This window comes from Acinetobacter sp. 1130196, assembly GCF_000588095.1.
Lineage (GTDB): Bacteria > Pseudomonadota > Gammaproteobacteria > Pseudomonadales > Moraxellaceae > Acinetobacter > Acinetobacter nosocomialis.
The window spans coordinates 1-21,458 of record NZ_JFWX01000056.1 but is presented as its reverse complement, the minus strand read 5'-3'; the positions used below and the strand labels follow the sequence as shown (position 1 = coordinate 21,458).

Genomic DNA, 21,458 nt, shown 5'->3' with positions numbered 1-21,458 from the left:
ATGGACACAATCGAAGCGAAGAAGAATTTAGATTTACTCTACAAAGATCGGTTTAATCTTGAAAATCTGAATCATCTCAATGCGACACATCAGTTCAAGCAAGACTGTAAACGTCGAATTAGAGATATTGATGTGCAGATTGCTAACATCAAACAGAACCTTAAAAATGCGTGATGCAAAGCGACTGGCTGCAATAAGAAAATTACCATGCGTTAGATGCGGCTATCCTCACTCACAAGCGGCACATTCTAATTCTGGCAAGCATGGCAAGGGTAGAGGAATAAAAGCCTCAGATGCGTTTACAGTGCCTCTCTGTCATAAGTGTCATTTCCTATTCGACACATACCAATTAGGCACGAGACAAGAATCAGAAGCTCTATTTGATGGTTGGCTAGAAAAAACAGAGCGGATGTTAAAAATAGATACAAATTCTGATAATGAATTTATGTAAAAACGAAATGTTTACATATATTTATAAAAAAATTAAAACGCCATTTTTAAACCATGGTAAACTTCAAATACACAAAAGGGGTTTACTATGGTCACAGAAACACAGTTAGTTGTGCCTGGTACAAATGTTCTAAGAAGAGCTGGCGCAACACTAATAAGCGAGTCTGCAACTCAAGCAGAGCAGTCAGAAGCATATGATGTTTTAAATAAATGGAGAGCGCTTCACTCTTACCCTATTGATGTATTTCAAAAAAATCTTAGAAGTAAATGCTCTCAACTGAAGTTTAGGGATTTCACTGTAGCTCAAAGATTAAAGCGAATGCCTTCAATCATATCTAAGTTGCAAAGAAACCCAAAAATGAATTTGGCAAGAATGCAAGATATAGGCGGCGTCAGAGTAATTTTACCAACTATACAGGATGTTCGACGCCTGCATGCAGAGCTTTTGAGTCAAAACAATAGGTTTAACCACGTCCCAGTTATTCCTTGTCATGATTATATTGAAAGCCCAAAAAATGATGGGTATAGAAGCATACATCAAGTATTCACATATAAAAGCCGAGATCATTCTGGTTTAGATGGCTTGAAGATAGAACTTCAGATCAGAACGGCATTACAGCATTCTTGGGCAACAGCGGTAGAAACTTTAGGTGTAATTGAAAATGCATCAATTAAATCAGGTTTTGGCAGTGAGGATATTAAAAAGTTTCTAAAGCTGAGTAGTGCGCTTTTTTCAATTAAAGAAGGCACTCCTGTAATTGCTGAATATGCCACATCAACACCTCAAGAATTGGCAGCACAAGCCAAAGAACTAGAGACTAGGCTTCAAATATTCACAAAACTTAAGGGGCTTCAGATATCTGCAAAGCATATTGAGTCAACCTCAAAAAGCCAGCATGCGTATCATCTTTTGATTTTGAAAAAAGAAGAAGGTGGCTGGATGGTGAACGTAATGCCATTCACTAAGGCACAAGAGGAATTAGCTAGATCTGTTTATGCCTTGATGGAGAAACAAGAAAAGAGAGAAGCGGAAGTAGATGTTGTATTAGTTTCTGTTGGTGACATGAAATCTATTAAAAAAGCTTATCCAAACTATTTTCTCGACACAAATCAGTTTATTAAAGAAATGCATCTAGCATTTAAAAGGTATCTAGATTAATTCTAAATCAAGCCACCCTCGGGTGGTTTTTTATTGCGAGGTCAAAATGGAACCACGATTCGTCATCAAAAACCATTCTGACATCAACTATGTAATTGGCTATCTCAATACTAATCATGCTAAGGCAGCGAGTGAAGGGAAGCCGTTAGTCGTATTGATTGCACCACAAGAGAAAGATCGTTCAAAGGCTCAAAACCGTTTGTACTGGATGTGGCTTAATCAGTGGGCGAAGCATCAAGGCACTGATAAAGATACAGAGCATTTGTTCTTTAAAAAGCAATTCTTAGCGCGTATTTATCATCGTGATGATGTTGGTCAGTACAGAAAGACGTTTGCAGCAGTAAAGGTTTTGAAAGATCAAAAGCATCCGATGTATCAGCAAGTGGCGGATGGGTTGAATGAATTAATCACAACAACTGATGCCAGTGTTGAGCAGTTTACTGAGTACCTAAATGACATTCATGCATTCTGCAATAAACATGGGTGTTATTTGGAAACACCTGATGACCTTAAGTATGTGTTGGAATAGTTAAGCAGCTAAGATATATTGTTTTTTCTTTAATCATTACTAATAAAGGAAAAATAATGTTTGTTCAGCATAAATCCGAATACATTAATTTAAATCATGTGGTAAAAGTGAAAAAGGCTACATCAGAAAACAATAAATTTGCTCATAGAGATTTTTATAAGTTAGTTTTAACTTTAACCTCCAATGACATCCTAGATCTAGAGTTTAATTCTGAGGAAGAGCTAGATCGGTTCTTGGAAAAGTTGGAAATTGTGAAGTAGTTATGACCGCCCAAGTGGCGGTTTTTTAATGGGTGAGATTTATGGCGGAGTTAAAACTAACTCCGAAGCAAGAGAACTTTTGCCAATTGTTTATCGAATTGGGGAACGCTTCGGAGGCGTATCGACAAGCCTACGATGCGGATTCAATGAATGAAAACACGGTCAACCGTGAGGCTAAAAGATTACTTGAGAACCCCAAGATTACCACAAGGCTTGAGCTAATTAGAAAGGAACATCAAACCCGCCATAATTTGACTGTAGACGACTTGCTTCAAGAATTAGAAGAAGCACGCAAAGCAGCATTTGAAGGAGAGCGGGTTCAGGTGTCTGCGGCAGTTGCAGCAACAATGGGTAAAGCTAAGTTGCTTGGATTGGATAAGATAAGCGAACTTCAAGTGAAGAAACAAGAGCTTGAAATAGCGAAACTCCAAAAAGAACTTAATCCAGAAGAAGATGAAGATGTAACCCCAGTGCAGGTGACTATTCATGTTGTAGATGCGAGTAAAAAAGATGCCGAACATCAATCCAACACTGAATGTGCCTCAGGCTAACTTTCTCCAATTGCCAAATAAGTTTAGAGCTTTTGTTGCAGGGTTTGGTTCAGGTAAAACTTGGGTAGGTTGTTCAAGTCTTTGTGATAAATCTTGGTCATTTCCAAAGGTGCCGTTGGGTTACTTCGCTCCAACGTATCCGCAGATCCGGGATATTTTTTTTCCTACGATTGATGAAGTTGCTTTCGATTGGGGATTAAAGACAAAGATCTATGAATCGAACAAAGAAGTTGATCTTTACTATGGCCGCCAATATCGAAGCACAATTATTTGCCGATCAATGGAAAAGCCCAACACTATTGTAGGTTTTAAAATTGGTCATGCTTTGATTGATGAGCTTGATGTGATGACAAAGGTCAAGGCTCAACAAGCTTGGCGGAAGATCATTGCTCGTATGCGATATAAACAAGCTGGTTTGTTGAACGGTATTGATGTTGCAACAACGCCAGAGGGCTTTAAGTTCACTCATGAACAGTTTGTTAAGGAAGCAAACCTAAGTGATGCTAAACGTGCACTATATGGAATGATTCAGGCTTCAACATATGACAATGAAGCAAATCTTCCTGATGACTACATTGCATCATTGTTTGAATCTTACCCACCTCAGTTGATTTCTGCTTACTTAAAAGGCCAGTTTGTTAACTTGACGAGCGGGGCAGTTTATCCAGACTTCGACCGAACCTTAAACCACACAGATGAAGAAATTAGACCTAATGAGGCTTTGCTCATTGGTATGGACTTTAACGTCTTGAAAATGGCTGCTGTGGTTTATGTCATTCGAGATGGCAAGCCAAGAGCTTTAGATGAGTTGGTAGGTGTACGTGATACGCCAACCATGGCCGATCTATTAATTGAAAAGTTCCCAAACCATGAGATGACAATTATCCCTGATGCGGCAGGCCAAGCTACTTCATCGAAAAAGAGGAGCGAATCTGATCATGCAATCCTTAGACAAAAAGGCTTGAGGGTAGAGGTCAATTCTACAAACCCGAACATTAAAGACCGTATTAATGCAGTGAATGCCCTGATCTTAAATGGCGAAGGTGAGCGTTCATTATTAGTAAATACCAATAAATGCCCAAGACTCACAGAGACTTTTGAGCAGCAAGTTTATGACGATTTTGGAATGCCAGATAAGAAATCAGGCTTGGACCATGTTGGAGATGCTGGAGGATATCCTTTAGCTAAGCGGTTTCCTATTATCAGACCAGTTACTTCATTAAAACTAGGATTTGCAAGATGACAGACGTTACTACTAAGCATCCTGATTACTTAAAGAACGTTGATCTATGGAGCAAAGTAGAAGACGTTTGTGAGGGTCAGCATAAAGTTAAGGCTGCTAAAGAAAAGTATTTGCCGCGACATAACAGGCAAGACAGTTCAGCAGAGGCTATGGCTGCATACGATTCATATTTGGAACATGCAGTATTTTATGGGGTCACTGGTAAGACGTTGGGGAGTCTTATTGGTGGCGCTTTTTCACGCTTACCAAACTTTCAAAGACCCGATGATCTTGAATATCTAGAACGAAATGCTAATGGGCAGGGAGTCGGAATTTATCAGATCGCTCAGGCATCATTACGTCATGTATTAAAAACTTATCGATGCGCTTTATATGTGGATTACCCAAGTGTAACCCCATCAAAAGTTAGAGCTGAAGACTATAGTAAACAAGCTTTTCCAATGATTCATGTACTTCCTGCTAAGTCTGTTATCAATTGGGATACGATTATTATAGGTAATCAGCAAAAACTCTCACTTGTTGTAATTCATGAGGAAGTTTCCAGCAGAACTCAAGGTGGTTTCAAGTTCGAGAAAAAAGATCAGTTTCGAGTTCTGCGCTTAGAGGAAATAGAAGGCCGATTTGTCTTTACTATCCAAGTGTACAAGCAAAACTCTGATGGCGCTCTAACTGAAGAGCCAAAGACAATTCCAACGGATTACAACGGCAAGCAATGGGATTACATTCCATTCACTTTTGTTGGTGCTATTGACAATACGCCAGTAATAGAAAGCGCACCATTACTTGAATTGGCTGATTTGAATTTGGCTCATTATATTGATAGCGCTGATTTCCAAGAGTCAGTTTACTTTGTTGGTCAGCCTCAGTTCTTCATGGAAAATGTTGATACAGCCATGTACGAACTCATTAAAAAAGATGGTTTGTATATCGGGTGTAAGAACGCATTTCCTGTGAAATTAGGGTTTGCACAAGCTAACCCCAACACGCTTTCACAAACTGCCATGGAAAAGAAATGGGAGCAGATGAAAGAATTAGGTGCTCGATTGGTTCAGGCTGGCTCAGCAAATAAGACTGCTACTGAAGCAAACAATGACGATGCTGTACAGCATTCTGTACTATCTCTTTGTACTGTAAATATCAGTGCAGCAATAACTCAAGCTCTACGTTGGTGTGCAAAATTTGCTATGCCTAATGTGGATTCAATTCTTCCAGAAGAGTTGGTATTTGAAATCTCGAAAGAATTTAGTAAGCCTCAGTTTGACAACGAGCGCTCTAAGCAGCTTTATGAGGCATGTGTTGCTGGTAAGTATCCATTTAAAGTTTGGCATGAATATCAGCAAACGGGTGAGTTCCCTGATTATTCATATGAAGAGATTCAAGACATGCTTGAAGAAGAGCAAATGAATAGCCCAATGCCTGCTTATAACATGAATGGTGCAAACAATGGATCAAATAATCCAACAGGATCTGTTCAATAATCTGGTTCAGCATCAAGCCTATCTTTACAGACTTTCATCAAGCGAAATTAATTCACTTTTAATCCAATTTGACTCTTTATCAAATGAGATGTTAAGCCAATTAAGAGATTTGCTAGATGAATTGTCAGAAGCTGAAAAGTCAGCATTGATGGCGGGTCAGTACACAACACCAGCTCTTAAAGAGATTCGAGCAAGTATTCAAGCGTGGCAATCATCTTTACTTACAACGATTCCAGAGGCATTTACCGTTTCGGCATCAGCGTTAGCCGTGAATGAGGCAATGTATCAAGCTCGAATTCTTGGAGAGAAAATCAAGGAACCAAATGCTAAGACCTTATACAGCAAGATCAAGAAGCAGCCTATGTCAGGCGGGGTATTGCTAGACTATCTCTTCAATAAGATTGCTGATGATGCCAAAACAAGGGTTGAGCAAGTTATCCGTGATGGGCTCTCTCAAAGTCAAACGAACCAGCAAATCATTCATCGAATTAAAGGCAAGAAGGCTCTAAATTATCAAGATGGGATATTGGAGCAATCAAGGTCCAGTATTTCCACCATGGTGAGAACGGCTAGAAGCCATGTTTCTAATCAGGCTATGCTTGATACTTACAAGGTATTGGACGTTTCATATGTGAAGTTTGTGGCTACTCTGGATAGTCGAACAAGCAAGCAATGTGCAAGTTTGGATGGTGCTGTTTACAAAGCAGATGAACCACATCCCACTCCACCACTTCATCCAAATTGTAGAAGCATTATTCTTCCAGTTACGAATAAAGAAGGTACAACCATAGGCAAACGACCCTTCAATTCTAAAGTGGGAGAGGCAGGGGAAATTAACACTGTTGATTCCAATACATCTTTTAAAAACTGGTTTGATGGGCAATCTGTAGCCTTTCAACAACAGTGGCTAGGTCCATCACGATACAAGCTATTCAAAGAGGGTAAATATTCTTTGGATAAGTTTGTAGACCCTTTAACTGGTCAGCCATTCACACTTGCTGAACTCAAAAAGCTTGATGAAGAAATGTTTAAGAGGTTGGGATTATGAAACAGATAACTATGACTGAGGCACAGTACATACTTGGTACAAACCTTATTTTATTGCCTTTTGTTCGGAAGATAGTTCCAAGATATATGGCGATTTCTGGCTATAGCTTTAAACAGCCTAAAGCATGTACCCAGTATTAAACCTAATTCAAACCTTAGCACCTTCGGGTGCTTTTTTATTGTCTGCTGAAAGCGGATGCCTACAGCGAACGAGTGGAAACTCATTAATTTAGAAAAGGTTGGATAACCAATGAAACTTAAAACGACAGAAGTAAACGGTAAGAAATATGCGGAACTAGATGCAGGCGGATTGCCTATCTATGTGCATGATGATGGTAAGGAAGTTGGTTTTGATGCTGCTCAAGCGGTAGGTAAGATCAGTTCACTGAATGCGGAAGCTAAAACACATCGTGAAGCAAAAGAGGCCGCTGAGAAATCATTAAAAGTCTTTGAGGGCTTGGATCCTGAAAAGGCTAAAGCTGCTCTAGAAACTATGGCTAATCTTGATGCTAAGAAACTTGTGGATGCAGGTGAAATCGAGAAAGTTAAAGCAGAGCTTACTGAAGCACTGAAAAAATCATACGAGCCACAGATTCAGCAACTTACTCAAGAGCGTGATTCAGTTCAGGCTCAACTACATAAAGAGCTGATCGGTGGTGGTTTTGCTCGTTCAAAGTTCATTCAAGAAAAAATTGCAGTACCTGCTGACATGATTCAAGCGACATTTGGCAACAACTTCAAAATTGAAGATGGGAAGGTTGTGGCTTATGGCGTTGATGGTCAAAAGATCTATTCACGAACCAAACATGGTGAAGTTGCCGACTTTGATGAGGCTTTAGAAACATTAGTTGGAGGATACCAACATAAAGACTCAATTCTTAAAGGCAATCAAAGCACTGGTGGTGGATACGGTGGTCAAGGTGGCGGGGGAAATAACAGTAATGTCGGCAATATGGGTGGAACAATCCAAGAACGCCAAGCCGCTATTGCAGCAAAATTTAATTTAGATAAGTAATTGGAGAAATTATGTCTTTATCTCAAATGCAGGTTTTCAATGAATACATCATGCCTGCCACAATTGAAACTCTTGCCCAAATGGTGCAGAAATTTAACGCTGCATCTGGTGGCGCGATTCGTTTAACCACAGATGGATTTACTGGCGACTTCTTACAAGAGTCATTCTTTGCGTCACTTGATGGTGCTCAACGTCGTGTAGACCGATATGCTGCAAATGGTACAGCACCTATCACAGATTTGTCTGAGATTAAGCACTCAAGCGTAAAAGTTGCAGGTGGTATTGGCCCAGTTCGCTATGAGCCTTCTCAAATGACGTGGTTACAGCGTCCAACAGCACAAGGTATTGAAGTTGCATCTCGTACTTTTGCAAGTTTAATGCTTAAAGACCAACTCAACACAGCAATTGCGGCTCTTGTGGCGGCAATTTCAAACCAACCAGATGCAACAAATGATGTGTCTGCAACTGCTGGACTTACTTATAGTGCTATGAATGGCGCTCATGCTAAGTTTGGAGACCATTCTGGAAATATCATCACTGATGTTATGAATGGCACTGCATATCACAAGCTCATCGAAAAGAACTTGAGCAATGCACAACAGTTGTTTCAATCAGGCAATGTGCGTGTAATTGATATTCTTGGCAAGTTGGTTGTAGTAACTGATGCGCCTGCATTATATACAGCAGGAACTCCAAACCAGCTTAAAGTGCTTTCTTTGACGGATGCGGCAGCTATCGTGTCAGACGGTGGTGATGTTGTATCAAACATTGAAACTACCAACGGTAAAGATCGTATTGAAACGACTTTACAGGTTGATTACTCATTTGGTGTTGGTCTTAAAGGCTACACATGGGATGAGGCAAATGGTGGCAAATCTCCAAGTGATGCTGAATTAGCAACTGGCACAAACTGGGACAAGTCAGCAACTAGCATTAAACATACTGCTGGTGTGATCACCATTGCAGATGCAGCGCAGTAATTAATTGGCAGCCTTCGGGCTGCTTTATTTTTTGGAGTTGAAAATGTCTAAAGAACAGAAAGTAATTTACGAACCACATCCTGTTAGTGAAGAGCGTAAACGAGAGTTGAAAGGTAAAGGCTATAAGATTTTAGATGCAGCTTTTAAGCCCGATGACTTTGAAAATGATGAATTTGATGAAACAGATGCATTAGAAGCTATTAGTGAGTTGAACCGAGAATTGGCTGTAGAAAACAGTCAGTTAAAAGAAGCGCTCGTAGGGTCAGAAAAATTTGCAGCAGAAATTGAAGCCCAAAAAACTCAACTATCAGGCGTGACTCAAGAACGAGATGCATTGGCCATTAAGGCGGCTGAGCTAGAAAAAACTGTTGAAAGCTTAAATAAAACTATCGCAGATCTGGAAAGCAAAAATAAGCAGAAGCCTGCTCAAGAGCCAAAGAATACTAAACCCGAAGATCAACCTAAGGAATAAACCATGACTTTCATCACCATTGCAGATGCAGAAACAATCTTAGGAGCTGACTTTGCACCGGATGGTGATAAAGCTCGTTTGGTTTTATTGGCTAATACCTGGATGAAAAACGAGATTGGGTTTGTGCCTGATCCAGTCACAGAAAATCTTAAGCTTGCAGCATGCGAAATTATTAAAGGCATTCAGGCGGGCGAGATTTACAGCGGGAAAGAACAAGAGCTTAAGCGCAAAAAAGTAAAAGCTGACACGGTAGAGTCTGAAAAAGAATATCAAGATGGAAGCTTTTCATTATCAAGCTTTGAACAGATTGCTTTAGCACTTATTAGGGCTGAGAATTTGCCAAAGCATAAGTTCTTCACCATTCCTTTAGTGAGAAATTGATATGGGTTTACGTGATGAACTCCAAGCAGATATTGCTGAAGCATTTAATGAAGACCTCGCTGACGCCGTTCATTCTTTTACTTGTGACCGGGTTGTAAGCACAAAGTGGAATCCTAAAACGAATACTTCTGAAAATGTAATTGAGCATTATAAAGGGAGAGGCGTTTTGTTTGGTTCGTATAACCAATATGAGATTTTAACACTTGGAGTATTGGCAACAGATAAAAAAGCTATTGTGCTGCAGAATGAAGTTACCAAAGAGCCAATGATTGATGATGAATGGAGTACGGCGCAAGGTACCTTTCGAATCATGCATATTAAACAGGACCCAATTGGTGCAAGTTGGAAATGTCAGCTTCGAAAAGTATAGGGACTTAAATGATTAATCTTGATTATGTTCCTGAGTGGTACATTTCACCGTTTCAACATGTCAAATATGCACTTGCTAGAAATCAAATACATATGGATTTGTTATTTGAAGATATGGGCAAAGCTGATCAATTTTTAGATATGGGGGCAGATGCTCAGGTTAGTTCTTATTCAGACGGCGCTTATGCAATTGTCCAAATTGGTGATACAGCGGATAAGGACCAAATACAAGTTTATGGATTGCTTTTACATGAGGCTGTTCATATCTGGCAAATAGTAAAACGGCGAATGGGTGAGCGCGAGCCGAGTGTAGAGTTTGAAGTGTATTCGATACAAGCGATCGCTCAAGACCTTTTTGAAATGTTCGAAGCAAGTGAGGTTAAAAAACATGGGGTGGAAGGGAGCAAGGCCGAGCAGCTTTAGTTTTGAAGTTGAGAAACAGGCAGATGAACATGTAAAAAAAATCACCATGGATACAGTGCAATCACTTGTCGTTTCAAGTCCAGTTGATACTGGAGCTTATCGGGCTTCTCACATTGTTTCTGTAGGATCTGGCGACTATGGGGTAAGAGAACCTTCTACAAATGCTGTGCAAGATGCCGCTATTCAAGCTGTGAAATTTAAACTTGGTAGTTTGATCTATATTCAAAACAACAAGCCCTATGCTGAGCGATTAGAGAACGGTTGGTCCGATCAAGCGCCGTTAGGCATCTATAGCACAACGTTTACTTACATTACTCAAAAGTATGGTGGCTAAATGGCAATGACTTTAGAGGAAGCTAGACAAGCAATAGTCGACCGTATGATGAGCTTCACAGGAATTTCTCAAGAGAGAATCAAATATCCAAATGCTCCAGGCTTTACGGTACCAAATAAAGGTTTATGGTGTAGTTTGTCAATTAAGTGGGGGCCAAGTTTCATTGCTGGATTAGCCGATAAGCCTTGTACTCGCCGTACAGGTAATATTTTGATCCAATGCTTTGCAAGGCCGAATACCGGAGACCAGGAAATAACTGTGCTCAGTGTTGAGTTACTTTCCCATTTTGAATATTTCAGATTCGAGCATTTAGAATGTTTTCAGGGTCAATCGATTGATGCTGGTAAAGATGCTGACTTTCAACAATACAATGTGACAATTGGATTTACGGTGAACTGATATGTCAAAAATTTATTTTGAAACTGTTACTGGTGAGATTCTAGAATTTGAAGCAACAGATGATGAAACTCCATGTAGACACAAAAATATTGAACTCTTCAATTATGAATGCATAGGTCAGTCACCAACTTGGGTTTGTAAAAAATGTGGCGAAAAATTTAACGAAAGCCAATTAGAAGACCTTCAAAAAGCATAGTAACGAATTCTCTAGTTATCTCATCAAAACATACCGCCTTCGGGCGGTTTTTTTTCGCCAGTAATTTAACGGCCACCTTCGGGTGGCTTTTTTTATGCCTACAGTTAGGAGTAATAAGCCATGTCGAGTGGTGCACGTCAGCTAACACAAATTGCAAGAGAAACCACGGTAGGTGTTACACCAACGCCGTTTTCCCGAACTACATTTGAATTTACAGATAATGGCTTAGATGCCACAGTTTCTAAAGAAGAATCTAAATCAATCACTAGCGGGCGCATTGCTCGCTCATCAATGATTACCGGTGCAGAATATGCTGGTGAATTAAAGTGTGAGGCAAAATATAGCCAACTTGTACAAGACTTAATGGCTGCTGCAGCTTTTAATAGTTGGTCCTCAAATGTCTTAACTTTTGGCGGCACACTTCGTCAAACTTTTTCTGTTTTACGTGGCTTTGAAGATGTTAATGACTACCATGTTTTCCGTGGATGTCATGTAAACACCTTTGGAATTGATATTCCAGAGCAAGGCTTAATCACCATGACTTTCGGGTTAATGGCTCTAGGTCGTTTGGGTGCAACTACTCCTCCATTGGGTACAGCAACGCCAGCCGATGACAATCCTAAAATGTCTAACATTTCAGTTGGAGATATTTTGATTGATGGTGTTTCGCAAGCTGGTATCTCATGTATTACAGCTTTTACATTCAATTGGGATAACTCAATGCAGGTTCAACGCTGTTTAGGTAGCGGCATTGATCCTAAAAAGATTCTTGAAATGATTGCAGCAGGGACAGGATCATTTACAGCAGCTTGGTCTCAAAACACCTCTGAGATGTACGCTAAACAATTCACGAATGCCAATATCTCTCTTCGTGTGCCAATTACAGACAGTGAAGGTAATGAATATGAGCTATTCATTCCTAAAGTTGAAATTACGGCAGGATTACCTACAGGGGGTACAAGCGACATCTTAAATACTTCTTTTGACTACACTGTAGTTGATGAAGCACCAACAATTACCCGTACACCAGCAACGCCTTAATACTGATTTGGCAGCTTAATTGCTGCCTTCTTTTTTGGAGAAATAACATGGCTCTTGAAGTCAATATTCAAAGAAATAAAGACGTCAGTTTGTGGCGCGAATACAAAGATACTGAAGGCAATGTACTTGCTGAGTTTAAGATCCGTGGTATTGGATATAAGCCTTATCAGGTGGCACTTGAACGAGCAAATAATCAGATCTCATCAAAAGGCTTTGACGTAGCAAAGGCAACAACAGAAGATAAACTCTTTCATGAATTAGTTTTAGAAGCAGTGGCTTCGCATTTAATTGAAGACTGGAAAGGCGTGGTTTTTGTTGAAGAAGGTCCTGAAGGTGAGCTGGTAAAAACAGAGCCTACTTTCAATGGCGAAAATGCATTTAAGTTGCTCAATATGGGCGATTTAGGTGTTTCTATTTGGTCTTTTATCCGCACTGAATCTGAAAAGATCCAAGCTGAAGCAAATCAATATCGAGATGATGTTGTGGGAAAGTCGTCAGCCTCTACGAGTGGGCAAAGTTCGGCTCAGAAGAAGAAGCGAGCGACTACAGCAAAAAGCAAGGCGCAGTCGCAAAAGCTCTAAACCTTAAGAATACGAAGGTTCTAACTAAGCCTGACTATTCTTATGTAGCTAATGCAATTCTGTCTGCATATAACACGATTGCACGATCTAGACGCTATGAACAAGGTGTTCCTCTGGCGTTAGATATCTCAGCAATTAATGCTTATGTTGAGCAATATGATTTACCGGTTGAACGATATATCTTTAATGACTGTATCTTTACACTCGACGATATGTTCTTAGATGAGGCGCATAAGAAGGCGACGCAACGAACGACGAAGACTTAAGTGCTGACGTACGGTACATAACTTAGACTTTGCGACGTGATATAGCGCACTTGATGTTACATAATACGCCTATGCCCTTGACATTCCCGTTAAAATTCCTTATTGACAGGATTGTCAATATATAATATTTTACTTTACATAGTCCCCTTGGTTGTACGCCATCTATTATCTAGATTGTGCCTAACCCAAGGGGTTTTGCACATCTGAATAAAACATTCAGGATGGCTGGTTGCTCATCCGTTTGTTTTGGAGATATTAAATGTCAATTAAAGCATTAGACGTGGCTAATTACATACTTTGGCTTGAAAATCGCTTTGAAGGCAGTGAAGGTATCACTCCATTAAAACTACAAAAATTAGTTTATTATTGTCAGGGCTTTCATTTGGCAATGTTTGATAAAGAGTTATTCCCAGAGAGCATAGAGGCATGGTTGCATGGCCCAGTAGTTCCATCTGTTTATCATCACTTCAAGGCTGCAGGTAATGATATTGTTACTCCGCCAAAAGATTTTAATATAGAAATTCTAAGTGAAGCACAGCGCGAACTTCTAGATGAGGTAATTGAATCTTATGGTCAATTCTCTGCATGGAGATTGCGCAATATGACCCACGAAGAGGCTCCATGGAAGAATGCCTATGAGCCAGGTTGCAACAATGAAATTTCTATTAAAGATATGAAGGCTTACTTTGAAACTCAATTAGAATCTTAAGATTAAGGTTTTATATGAAAATAAAGAAGCCTACTGCACATAAAACAAAAAATATTGCCCAACAAGCTGCTGACAGCCTTCCAAAAAAAGAGGGCTGTATTATTTTCTCTTTGCAGTATATTCAGAAAAACCACTGTTATTCAAACTGTCAGCCTGCAGAAAAGCAGGCTTTAGCTGATGCTATCTTTAAAAGACGAGAAATGACATGGAAAACGATTGCAAAAGAAGCAAGACATGGTTTGGGTTATGAGAAAATAGAAAGAAAAAGTTTAAATGTAGCTGTGCCAAATGTTGTACCAGAAGATGCCTCAATACTTTCATTTAGGTTTTACGGACTAGCTCCAATGGTTGGTTATCGCGAAAATGATATTTTCCATATTTTATGGTTGGATCGTGAATACAAGGTGTATCCACATTAGATATATACTAATGTTTTAAAAACCACCCTAGGTGGTTTTTTATTGCGCCAAAAAGCACCGTGAGGTGCTTTTAATATATGGGGGGGTTACCAAGAGCCTTTAACTGGGTCATCTTTGTCCAGTTCATCATCAATTAACTTTTTAGACTCTTCTAAAGACTTATTATAGAACTTTTTAACATTTGGATATTTCTTAAAAACTTTATCCATATATTCATCTTGGGTTCCATTAAGCATTGACTCGAACATGCCTGTAATCATTTCCATCATTTTCATGGAATTAGCGAGTTGTTCTTCTAGGCTTTGAATCTTTTTGTCTTTCTCAGATTCAGATGAAATCTCAATGTTGAGTTCTGCATCTTTATTTTTATTTTGTTCACGTTCTTCTAGAACTTTGGTAAGACGTGCCTCTAACTCTTCAGGGGGCATATTAAGCGGTGACAAGTCTGATTCCTGCTCAAAGCTTCTTTCAAGACGGGCAATAATGTCTGCATTCATTGAGCGCTTATATGCTTTGGCAGATTCAGCCACCTTGTCACGTAACTCTTCAGACCACCTTAGTTTGTATTGAGGGTCTTTTTGATTCTCGCTCATTGAAATAAACCATATACCGCAAAAATGAAATACTGATCATAAAGTACCATGGAGGTACTTGACAATGGTCGCAAGGAGGTGCATATTATAAATGTACCTCCTTGGTACTATTGTGGAGATTATTATGGCAAAGCAAAATCAACAGCAATTAAAAATCCGATTTTTTGATGATACTGATCATTTGAAATTGAAGGAAATTGCAGAAAAGGAAGATCGCTCATTGACCTATGTTGTTAACCAAGCGATTAAACAATTTTTACAAAGCAAAGAGAGTGCGAAAGCATGAAATTTAACAGGCACAAAAAAACCTTGCCATCCGCCAAGATTGTACAAGGTTTAGCTGTGTCCCAGAGGACAGATAACTATGTTAAATATACCATTCGAATTTGATAAAGACAAGGTTCTAGATATTACCGATCTACTGCCAACCATTCCTATTGAGATTCTTGAGAAGGTAACAGATCAAAACGGTTCTGTTTCAGCAGATGAAGAAAATTTTCTAAAATCTGTAGGACGCGCTGCGGAAAATGCAAACCTTCCAGTTTTAAAGGGATTAAGTGCTATTGGTGTATTGCTTGCCAACGCAAATGAAGAAATACCGTTAGGAACATTCAATGATGTTGGCTGGTTAATACAATCGCTTAGCGAACAAGTTATAGCTATAAGCCATATGCAAGGGTTCGCTGACTCACTTCTTGATGCAAGTAATAAGAACAAAATCTCTAAGGGCAATGGAGGGCTAATGTCATGAATATGCTTATTAACCAAGAAACTTTAATTCCAGTTGTTGATAGAGATATTGGCGGAGAGGTTCAGCCTTCTGTTGATGCACGTGAATTGCATAAGTGGCTTAAATCTGGGGAAATGTTTGCCACATGGATAAAAAAACGGATTAAGACCTATAAATTTATTGAAAATGAAGACTATATTAGTTTTTTGGTAAACCCCAAAAAACCTAATGGTGGGCGTTCTTCAAGAGAATACATATTAACTATTGATATGGCTAAAGAGCTGTCAATGGTTGAAAACAATGAACAAGGTCGGGTTGCAAGACGTTATTTTATTAACTGTGAAAAAGCATTGCGACAAACAGCATTTGGATTAATGAACCAATTCAACAGAGCTGTATTAGAGTTTGAGAAGTTTACTGAAATTGCTTCAAATGCTGGAAGAACATTATGTTTGGTTGGTAAGCAGTACAAACCTCAAGCATTAAGTAAGGTTGAGGAGCTGAAGCAAAAGATTACGCCTTTGCTCCCATTCGAAGAAGACGAGATGCAAGCTTAAAAGAATTAAGAACCCGCCAAGTGCGGGTTTTTCTTTATGTGACATTTAATGATCAGTTTGTTAAATTACCTCTAAACATAGGGGTATTGTTATTACAACAATACCCGATAATGAATTAATGAGCTAAATACCATTCAATGTCATGCGGTGATTTATTCCCAACATGCTCTAAAGTAAGGCCATATCCAATCGCTTTACGATTTAAAGCATTGGCATGACAAACTGTTTCAGATGCTAACCCGCTTAAACGGCCCGCATAATTACTTTGAATGGCGGTTAAAGCTGGATAGATTTCATTCTTAATGAACTTGCCAAGAATTGGGACATACCACATCAAGAATTGAACATCCTTATCTCGCAATACAGTATGAATGTTTGGTTCAGTATCTTTGTACTTCTCAGCTCTGCTGTACATAGCGATCAAGTGGTGAACATATTCAACCGCCACAGGAATTACATCATATGGAATTTCATCAATATGCAGAACATTGAAGCGTTGGTGAACTAGCTTATAAGCATCGCTGTAGTTTAGGTGCTTGGTTTTAGACACAAGTAGATTTACGGCACTTGTTAAAGGTTCACGTTCTGTTTTGTGGGTTTTGGCTAAAATCTCTTTACGGACAAAATAGCAATCCTCAAGTTGCTCAAAAACTTCCCATGCTTGGTCTGTATCCAACATTTTGGCGTGACGAGCAGCCCCTCGTTCTGTCCATAAGATAAGGGATCGAGTTTTATTTGAAATTGCAGGGAAATTTGCAAGTGACTTTAAGTCACCTACAAATTTTTTCAATTCTTCACCAATAATTTTGAAGAAGTGTTTACCTTCTACAAACCGCTCTTTATTTCGAGAATAGTTTTGTTTGATGTTGTCTGTATCGGTTCCATAGAAATCAGCAAGCATTGCTGTAGTAACAACTGGAACAGATTTGAAGTTAACAATTGATATTTTGGTATCGTTGATTTGTGCTATATTAGACATGTCTTAAATCTCCATTGGTTTAGACATAAACCCCTTGCCTGATTTCGACGTCTGCAAGGGGTTTTCTTTTTCATGGCTTTTAGCCTTGATGAAGTCATCTTATTTAATATCTTTTATTGTGTCAATTCTTTTTGTTGTGCTAACACAAAAAATAGTAATTATCTTTTATTGTGCTACAATATTCTAAAATTTAACTTGTGGTGCAGCAATGGAAGTAAAGAATAATGTTGCTTGTTTGCGTGAAAAAGCAGGCTTAACGGTTTATGAGCTATCAAAGCGGTGTGGTTTTGTTAGTGGTAGCAGAGTTCTATCAAACTATGTGACAAGAGCCGAGCAGGGACATTCTGTCAAGATCGATACAGCCTTACTTATATATAAAGAACTCAAAAAAGCAGGTGTATGTAAAAATTTTGAGGATGTATTTTGGCTTGACCACATGGACTAGTAGAGAATCTTCCTTTTTAAGTTCTTGATGACATTATTTTGTCCATTTGTTAAATTGTGTGAGATTAATAACAAATGGATTACATTATGAAAAAGATTTTATTAGCGGGATTTCTTGGATTGGGCTTAGCGGGGTGTGCGACAACTCCCCAACAACCCTCAGAGCCTGTAAAATTTGAAAAGGTTTATCAAATTGATGGATTAAACCAAGCACAGATTTATGATGGCGCTAGACAATGGTTCGCTGTAGCTTTTGCTTCTGCTAACGCAGTAATTCAATATGAAGATAAGGCATCAGGCACTATCATTGGAAAGGGCAATATGCGATATCCTTGTTCGGGCATGGAGTGCTTGGCAATGACAGGAAACGAACGTGTTGATTTTACTGTAAGAGTGGACACTAAGGATGGGAAAATGCGCGTGGGTTATGATGGTTTAACCTATAGCGCTCCATCGCACATGAGTGCTGGAATAATGATGCCTGCACAAAATTACCCTATAACTGAAAGTAGGAAGTCCACACCACTGATTATTAGTAAGATTAATACTCTATCGGATGATATGGCTGAAAAGATTAAAACTCAGCAGAAAGTAAATTCGAATTGGTAATTAAAGAAGAGATACAGCATGAGCACACCACAATATCAAACAATGAAAGAAAGTGAAGTTTGCAATGCCATCGGATGGGGGTTAATTGTTCTAGGTATTATATCTGGATTTATTTTTATACTTGTGTTTGGCCGAGTTGAAGTTCCAAGAACTTATTATGGCACCGAGACCGTATGGTCAGGAATCATGGTTATTACAGGTATCGGGATAATCTTAAATGGATTCTTAGTGGGCTATCTGTTCCAAAAGGTTGCCAGCATATTGAGATATCACGAGAACAAGAGCGCATCTTAAGCAAAAACACTAACCCAAAAATCAACCTTAACAACCCACTCATTGAGTGGGTTTTTTATTGCCTAGAGGAAAGTAAGATGGCACAAGAATCACGTCTCGTCATTGTAATTGATGCACAAAACGCAGAGCGTAATGCGCGTAATCTAGGCAATGAATTGGATAGCATTGAGCGTAAAGGTGACTTTGCCACCAAATCAATGGATGCATTATCTGTTGCTACACGTCAACTTGCTGGATATATGGCAGGATTAGTTACTGTGAGTGCAGCAATCTCTAAGATGGATACTTATACAGGGCTTCAGAACAGACTTAAATTAGTCACCAATTCTCAAGTTGAACTAAATAAAGCAACGGAAGACACTTTCCGAATTGCTCAAAAAACCTATTCGACATGGAATTCTGTATTACAGGTTTACCAGCGATTTAGTGATAATGCGAAAACGCTCAATTTAAATATGGATGAAACAGCTCGTCTAACTGAAACAGTATCGAAAGCTGTTGCAATTAGTGGTGCAAGCGCAGAAGCTGCTGATGCAGCTTTAGTCCAATTTGGGCAGGCACTGGCGAGCGGAACTCTCAGAGGTGAAGAGCTGAACTCCGTTATGGAGCAAACACCTGCTTTAGCAAAAGCAATCGCTCAAGGTATGGGTATTACTGTAGGTGAATTACGATCAGTAGCTGCAGAAGGGAAAATTACATCTCAAGAGATTGTGAAAGCACTCAGAAATGTAGAAAAAGATGTTGATGCACTCTTTGCAAAAACTGATATCACTATTGGGCAATCCTTAACACTACTCAACAACGAAATTACTAAATTTGTTGGTGAGTCAGGTAAAGGTTCTGGCGCAGCTCAAGTCCTTGCGGGCACAATTCAGACTTTAGCTAGCAACTTAGATGTTTTAACATCTGCAATGATGGTTGGTGGAGCATATTGGCTGGGCACTTATATCCCTACAATTTATGCATCTGGTGTTGCAGTTGCAGCAAAAACTAAGGAATTAGCTTCACAGACAATTACTCAGTACACTTCAATTCAAGCAGAAAAGGCTGCGGCTGCTCAACAAGTTATTAGCACTCAAACAGTTGTTGCAAATACTCAAGCAACTTTAGCTGCTATTGCGGCTGAGAAAGCTCTAGAAGTACAGCGCCTTAAATCTCAAATTACTGAAAAAGGCAGAACAGCGACATTAACTCGTATGGCTGAGTTAAAGAAAATTGAGGCTCAAGTTACAAGAGAATTGGCACTTGCTGAAGAAGCATTGGCTGTAGCTCAATCAAGATCAGCAGCAGCTGGTGCGGCAAGTGTAGGGATAGGATCACGGCTTTTAGGTTTACTTGGTGGTCCAGTTGGTATTGGGATTACAGTAGCAAGTTTAGCAGCTGGATATTTATTAATGCGAGACAACACAGCTGAAGCTAATAAAAAGCTTGAAGAACAGGCTCGAGTTGCAGAAAAGACAGACGAAGCATTAAAGAAATTAGCTGGCAATGATAAAACAAAGGCAGTTGATGATTTAACGGCAGCGTTTAATGCCCAGAACGAAGCATTAGACAAATCGTCACGTTCAGTTGCATCTGCATTAATTGATATCGAAAACTATGCTCGTGGCAATTGGGAAGTTGAAAAAATTTCTCAAGAGGCTCGTAAAGGAACTATCAGCTATACAGAAGCCATTGAGCGCTTAAATAAAATTAAGTTACCTACAGATCTATATGAAAACCTTAAAAAGCAAGCCGCGCAGTATGATGAGAACTCGTCAAAAGCGAATTTATCTGCGGAGAAACTGAAATTATTTACTGTTAATGTACAGCTTGCTGGCAACCAAGCACAAAATGCTGCTGTTCAAGTAAAGGGAAATACTGATGAGCTAAATAGCAATGCGAATGCTGCAGATAAAGCTGCAAAAGCACAGAAAGGATATTTTGATAGCCTTCGTGCTGAAGTTCTTAACTCTAATGAAGAGTTGGCTTTATTAAATCTTGGCTACAGTGAAGAAACTGTTAAAAAGATCATTGAACTGCAAAAAGCTAAACAGGCTGTTGCTCCTCCTGGCACTACTGCAATAGTCACTAAAGAGGAGATGGATTTAGTTGCACAAGCTCAAAAGGCCCTTGATGTACTTAAAGATAAAAAGGATGCCCTAAATGATGCCGAGCGTAAGCAAACTAAAGAGCTAACAAAGCAAGCGGTATTGCTCGCAGGGAATAATGAGCAAGTAAGAAATATGCTTCGCGTATATCAGTCCTTCCGTAATGCTGGTTTAGGAGATAAGCAAGCTCGCGTATTAACAGCACAAGTTGGTAGAGAGAATGATTTTAGAAATGAGGCAATGTTTGGGAGCCATAAAGATGCGAATAACGGCTATACCAATACAGGATTTATATCTTGGCAAAAGGGTCGCTCAACAAAATTAATGCAAACTTTACAGGGGCAGGGCGTTTTAGATAAGAAAGGACAGATCCAACAAACGCAAGATGCGCTAGATGCGCAAGCAAAGTTTTTGTTGCAAGAGGTTATGACCAACAAAAGCTACAGCAAATCTAAAAATGCTCTGCTTAATGATGATTTAGACTATAGAAGTCTAGAAAAAATCATTGGGAAAAACTTGATTGGCTGGGATTATGAAGGCAAGAAACTAGGCAAAGAGAAAGCGTCACAGCATCTAGCCAAACAAGACTCTTACTTTAATCAACTGAATAAGATTTTAGGTGCTAGTCCTGATGCAGCCTCCAAAGCAATTGGAGATCTTTCAAAGTTTGAAGATGAAGCATATAAGGCACGTGCTAAAACTCTTGAGGAAGTTAAGCAGCTACAGGCAACATATGACTCAGAAACAGTTGCTAGAAGCAAAAAACGTGAGGAGGAAATCAACAAAGCAACCATTTTAGGTCAATCAAATTTAATCCCAAAAATCAAAGAGCGTTTTGATGCGCAAGATCAATTGGCTCA

General features: G+C 39.3%; 30 protein-coding genes. 28 read left to right on the top strand and 2 right to left on the bottom strand.

The window, feature by feature from the left end:
* The first annotated feature begins 166 nt into the window (after window positions 1-166).
* From J671_RS26205 to J671_RS22365, 21 genes are all read left to right on the top strand, one after another.
* Window positions 167-451, top strand: a complete 285-nt coding sequence (locus J671_RS26205; RefSeq protein WP_031983342.1) for a hypothetical protein — start codon at window positions 167-169, stop codon at window positions 449-451.
* 87 nt (window positions 452-538) lie between these two features.
* The gene (locus J671_RS22440; RefSeq protein ID WP_031983344.1) at window positions 539-1,609 is read left to right on the top strand and encodes a RelA/SpoT domain-containing protein; all 1,071 of its coding nucleotides are present in this window, start codon (window positions 539-541) and stop codon (window positions 1,607-1,609) included.
* 46 nt (window positions 1,610-1,655) lie between these two features.
* Window positions 1,656-2,138: a hypothetical protein gene (locus J671_RS22435; RefSeq protein ID WP_031983525.1), complete on the top strand. Its 483-nt coding sequence runs from the start codon at window positions 1,656-1,658 to the stop codon at window positions 2,136-2,138.
* Between the two features lie 301 nt (window positions 2,139-2,439).
* On the top strand, window positions 2,440-2,949 hold the full coding sequence (locus tag J671_RS0105075; protein ID WP_000818949.1) for a terminase small subunit: 510 nt from the start codon (window positions 2,440-2,442) through the stop codon (window positions 2,947-2,949).
* Complete coding sequence (locus J671_RS0105070; RefSeq protein WP_031983523.1) at window positions 2,909-4,192, top strand: terminase large subunit domain-containing protein; 1,284 nt, start codon at window positions 2,909-2,911, stop codon at window positions 4,190-4,192. Before J671_RS0105075 ends, J671_RS0105070 begins: the two co-directional genes overlap by 41 nt.
* Window positions 4,189-5,670, top strand: coding sequence for a DUF4055 domain-containing protein (locus J671_RS22430; RefSeq protein ID WP_002052776.1), 1,482 nt, complete (start codon window positions 4,189-4,191; stop codon window positions 5,668-5,670). The genes J671_RS0105070 and J671_RS22430 overlap by 4 nt, the downstream gene beginning before the upstream one ends.
* Window positions 5,636-6,718 carry a minor capsid protein gene (locus tag J671_RS22425; protein ID WP_031983522.1) on the top strand — a complete coding sequence of 361 codons (1,083 nt, stop codon included), beginning with the start codon at window positions 5,636-5,638 and terminating at the stop codon, window positions 6,716-6,718. The genes J671_RS22430 and J671_RS22425 overlap by 35 nt, the downstream gene beginning before the upstream one ends.
* On the top strand, window positions 6,715-6,858 hold the full coding sequence (locus tag J671_RS26010; RefSeq protein ID WP_165757077.1) for a hypothetical protein: 144 nt from the start codon (window positions 6,715-6,717) through the stop codon (window positions 6,856-6,858). The genes J671_RS22425 and J671_RS26010 overlap by 4 nt, the downstream gene beginning before the upstream one ends.
* Before the next feature lie 109 nt (window positions 6,859-6,967).
* Window positions 6,968-7,732 carry a DUF6651 domain-containing protein gene (locus J671_RS22420; RefSeq protein ID WP_002052537.1) on the top strand — a complete coding sequence of 255 codons (765 nt, stop codon included), beginning with the start codon at window positions 6,968-6,970 and terminating at the stop codon, window positions 7,730-7,732.
* 11 nt (window positions 7,733-7,743) lie between these two features.
* A complete protein-coding gene (locus J671_RS22415; RefSeq protein WP_002052917.1) occupies window positions 7,744-8,712 on the top strand; it encodes a major capsid protein in 969 nt (322 codons plus the stop codon).
* A gap of 43 nt (window positions 8,713-8,755) precedes the next feature.
* A complete protein-coding gene (locus J671_RS22410) occupies window positions 8,756-9,184 on the top strand; it encodes a hypothetical protein (protein ID WP_050675068.1) in 429 nt (142 codons plus the stop codon).
* A 3-nt stretch (window positions 9,185-9,187) separates the two neighbouring features.
* The gene (locus tag J671_RS22405) at window positions 9,188-9,565 is read left to right on the top strand and encodes a hypothetical protein (protein WP_031983521.1); all 378 of its coding nucleotides are present in this window, start codon (window positions 9,188-9,190) and stop codon (window positions 9,563-9,565) included.
* Between the two features lies 1 nt (window position 9,566).
* Complete coding sequence (locus tag J671_RS22400) at window positions 9,567-9,935, top strand: hypothetical protein (RefSeq protein ID WP_031983520.1); 369 nt, start codon at window positions 9,567-9,569, stop codon at window positions 9,933-9,935.
* A gap of 8 nt (window positions 9,936-9,943) precedes the next feature.
* Window positions 9,944-10,357, top strand: a complete 414-nt coding sequence (locus tag J671_RS22395; RefSeq protein WP_031983519.1) for a hypothetical protein — start codon at window positions 9,944-9,946, stop codon at window positions 10,355-10,357.
* Entirely contained in the window at window positions 10,323-10,691 is a 369-nt protein-coding gene (locus tag J671_RS0105060; RefSeq protein WP_031983518.1) for a hypothetical protein, read from the top strand. Before J671_RS22395 ends, J671_RS0105060 begins: the two co-directional genes overlap by 35 nt.
* Window positions 10,692-11,090 carry a hypothetical protein gene (locus J671_RS22390; protein WP_031983517.1) on the top strand — a complete coding sequence of 133 codons (399 nt, stop codon included), beginning with the start codon at window positions 10,692-10,694 and terminating at the stop codon, window positions 11,088-11,090. It begins immediately after the preceding gene.
* Window position 11,091: 1 nt separating this feature from the next.
* Window positions 11,092-11,286, top strand: coding sequence for a hypothetical protein (locus tag J671_RS22385; protein ID WP_031983516.1), 195 nt, complete (start codon window positions 11,092-11,094; stop codon window positions 11,284-11,286).
* A 120-nt stretch (window positions 11,287-11,406) separates the two neighbouring features.
* A complete protein-coding gene (locus J671_RS22380; protein ID WP_031983514.1) occupies window positions 11,407-12,327 on the top strand; it encodes a phage tail tube protein in 921 nt (306 codons plus the stop codon).
* Window positions 12,328-12,374: 47 nt separating this feature from the next.
* The gene (locus J671_RS22375) at window positions 12,375-12,908 is read left to right on the top strand and encodes a hypothetical protein (RefSeq protein ID WP_031983513.1); all 534 of its coding nucleotides are present in this window, start codon (window positions 12,375-12,377) and stop codon (window positions 12,906-12,908) included.
* Between the two features lie 525 nt (window positions 12,909-13,433).
* Window positions 13,434-13,883, top strand: coding sequence for a Panacea domain-containing protein (locus tag J671_RS22370; protein WP_000022944.1), 450 nt, complete (start codon window positions 13,434-13,436; stop codon window positions 13,881-13,883).
* A gap of 14 nt (window positions 13,884-13,897) precedes the next feature.
* On the top strand, window positions 13,898-14,302 hold the full coding sequence (locus J671_RS22365) for a hypothetical protein (RefSeq protein ID WP_031978347.1): 405 nt from the start codon (window positions 13,898-13,900) through the stop codon (window positions 14,300-14,302).
* Window positions 14,303-14,388: 86 nt separating this feature from the next.
* On the opposite strand, the gene J671_RS22360 is transcribed toward J671_RS22365, so the two are convergent.
* A complete protein-coding gene (locus tag J671_RS22360) occupies window positions 14,389-14,895 on the bottom strand; it encodes an Arc family DNA-binding protein (RefSeq protein WP_031978345.1) in 507 nt (168 codons plus the stop codon).
* A 124-nt stretch (window positions 14,896-15,019) separates the two neighbouring features.
* Here J671_RS22360 and J671_RS22355 point away from each other — a divergent pair, with 124 nt between their 5' ends.
* The 3 genes from J671_RS22355 to J671_RS22345 all read left to right on the top strand — a co-directional run bounded on the left by J671_RS22355 (window position 15,020) and on the right by J671_RS22345 (window position 16,182).
* Window positions 15,020-15,181, top strand: coding sequence for a ribbon-helix-helix domain-containing protein (locus tag J671_RS22355; RefSeq protein WP_224272880.1), 162 nt, complete (start codon window positions 15,020-15,022; stop codon window positions 15,179-15,181).
* 78 nt (window positions 15,182-15,259) lie between these two features.
* Window positions 15,260-15,646, top strand: a complete 387-nt coding sequence (locus tag J671_RS22350) for a hypothetical protein (protein ID WP_000932188.1) — start codon at window positions 15,260-15,262, stop codon at window positions 15,644-15,646.
* Complete coding sequence (locus J671_RS22345; protein ID WP_001056736.1) at window positions 15,643-16,182, top strand: phage antirepressor Ant; 540 nt, start codon at window positions 15,643-15,645, stop codon at window positions 16,180-16,182. Before J671_RS22350 ends, J671_RS22345 begins: the two co-directional genes overlap by 4 nt.
* Window positions 16,183-16,297: 115 nt before the next feature.
* On the opposite strand, the gene J671_RS22340 is transcribed toward J671_RS22345, so the two are convergent.
* Window positions 16,298-17,161: an ORF6N domain-containing protein gene (locus tag J671_RS22340; RefSeq protein ID WP_031983511.1), complete on the bottom strand. Its 864-nt coding sequence runs from the start codon at window positions 17,159-17,161 to the stop codon at window positions 16,298-16,300.
* Between the two features lie 208 nt (window positions 17,162-17,369).
* On the opposite strand from J671_RS22340, the gene J671_RS22335 reads away from it, so the two are divergent.
* From J671_RS22335 to J671_RS22325, 4 genes are all read left to right on the top strand, one after another.
* The gene (locus J671_RS22335; RefSeq protein WP_000453243.1) at window positions 17,370-17,606 is read left to right on the top strand and encodes a hypothetical protein; all 237 of its coding nucleotides are present in this window, start codon (window positions 17,370-17,372) and stop codon (window positions 17,604-17,606) included.
* A gap of 86 nt (window positions 17,607-17,692) precedes the next feature.
* Window positions 17,693-18,214 carry a DUF4468 domain-containing protein gene (locus J671_RS22330; protein ID WP_000722131.1) on the top strand — a complete coding sequence of 174 codons (522 nt, stop codon included), beginning with the start codon at window positions 17,693-17,695 and terminating at the stop codon, window positions 18,212-18,214.
* Between the two features lie 18 nt (window positions 18,215-18,232).
* The gene (locus J671_RS0105055) at window positions 18,233-18,508 is read left to right on the top strand and encodes a hypothetical protein (protein ID WP_000106804.1); all 276 of its coding nucleotides are present in this window, start codon (window positions 18,233-18,235) and stop codon (window positions 18,506-18,508) included.
* 77 nt (window positions 18,509-18,585) lie between these two features.
* Window positions 18,586-21,458, top strand: a 2,873-nt coding sequence (locus tag J671_RS22325) for a tape measure protein (protein WP_031983510.1), incomplete at its 3' end; no start/stop codon positions are given.